Raw genomic sequence first — 1,808 nt, forward strand, 5'->3', positions numbered from 1 at the left:
GACCAGCTCATTACCCTTCAACAGCGTGAGCTAGAGATGCTGAAAACAATGAAATCAACATTACTGAAAGCGATGTTTGCATAATAGAAAGGATACAAAATTCGTATGAGTACAGCAAATGACATTACAACAAAACTTTGGGCAATGGCCAATAAACTACGTGGGACGATGGACGCTAGTGAGTATAAAAATTATATCCTTCCTTTTATGTTCTATCGTTATCTATCTGAAAACCAAGATGTCTATTTGGCTCAAAATGGTCTGGAAGAGTTTTACGATGTGACAGACGAAGAAGAGCAAGAAGACTACTTAGAAGATATTAGTAGTAATCTTGGTTATGCGATTAAGCCAGAGTATACCTGGGGGCGTTTGGTAGCGAAAATCGAAAACCATCGGATCAAGGCGAGCGATTTCCAAGATATGTTTGACTCTTTTGAGACACAAGCTAAGCGTAATCCTATGGCTGAGCAAGATTTTGCAAATGTCTTTTCAGATATCAATCTTGGAGATACCCGATTGGGTTCGAGCACTAACGAGCGCGCCAAGGCACTTAACGACATTGTTCTCATGATTCATGAGTTTAGCTTCAAGGATGAGTCTGGACGCGATATTTTGGGAGATGTGTATGAATATCTTATCGGTCAATTTGCGGCTAATGCTGGGAAAAAAGGCGGTGAGTTTTATACGCCGCATGAGGTTAGTCAGATCTTGGCAAAACTTGTCACAGTGGATGCGAAGGAAAATGACGATCAGTTTCGAGTGTATGATCCTACTATGGGTTCAGGTTCCTTACTTTTAACAGTGCAAAAAGAATTGCCAGAAGGGGAGCGTGAAGGTAGTGTTGACTTTTACGGTCAAGAACTCAACACTACGACCTATAACCTTGCGCGTATGAATCTTATGATGCATGGTGTTAACTATCGCAATATGAATCTCAAACGGGGAGATACACTAGATACGGATTGGCCTTTTGCTGAAAAAGATGGTATTCAACTTCCGCTTAAGTTTGACGCTGTTGTAGCTAATCCACCATATTCTCAAAAGTGGGAGATTAAGAGTATCGATCGTTCCAAAGATTCACGTTTCAAGTTTGGTGTTGCTCCTGCTTCTAAGGCGGATTACGCTTTTATCTTGCATGGCCTTTACCATTTGGAAAGTAGTGGAACGATGGCAATTGTGCTTCCGCACGGTGTTCTCTTTAGGGGAGCAGCTGAAGGGAAGATTCGCCAAAAGATTATTGATGAGAATCTTCTCCACGCTGTTATCGGTCTGCCTGCCAATCTATTCTATGGGGCAAGTATTCCGACTTGTGTGCTTGTTTTTAAAGGTCGTAAAGCACGTGGTGAGTGCTCTGATGTTTTGTTTATCGATGCGTCCAGTGATTTTGAAAAAGGAAAAAATCAAAACAAGCTGACAGCAGATAACATAACTAAAATCATTGAGACGTATCATGAACGTGAACATGTCGATAAGTATGCTCATGTTGCTAGTCTTGAGGAAATCAAGGAGAACGACTATAATCTCAATATTCCTCGTTATGTAGATACTTTTGAAGAGGAAGAAGTAGTTCCTTTGTCAGAAGTTGCACAAGAATTAACCCAAGTCCGAGCTGAAATAGAAGCAACCTCAGCTAGTCTCTTTAAACTTTTAGGAGAACTGGAAGGAACAACTGAGGAAGCAAAAAACGAACTAGCAAAGTTTGTAGAGCTCCTCAAAGGATAAAAAATGCTGAACTGCTTCCTATCGAAGCAGTTTTTTGCCGGAACCAAGAACGGATGAACGCTTGGGAACAGCGGAAGTTGGGGGAA

The 1,808-nt window shown here is 41.3% G+C and carries 1 protein-coding gene; it reads left to right on the forward strand.

Annotated elements, in window-relative coordinates:
* Positions 1 to 105: 105 nt before the first annotated feature.
* A complete protein-coding gene (locus HMPREF2766_RS00545; protein WP_070567111.1) occupies positions 106 to 1,722 on the forward strand; it encodes a type I restriction-modification system subunit M in 1,617 nt (538 codons plus the stop codon).
* The last annotated feature ends 86 nt before the right edge of the window (positions 1,723 to 1,808 follow it).

Origin of the sequence: Streptococcus sp. HMSC076C08 (genome assembly GCF_001810825.1) — a bacterium.
Taxonomy (GTDB): domain Bacteria; phylum Bacillota; class Bacilli; order Lactobacillales; family Streptococcaceae; genus Streptococcus.

What these genes read in the sequence shown, in the direction of transcription:
- HMPREF2766_RS00545 (WP_070567111.1), top strand. Translation starts at nt 106, where the DNA reads ATGAGTACAGCAAATGACATTACAACAAAACTTTGGGCAATGGCCAAT.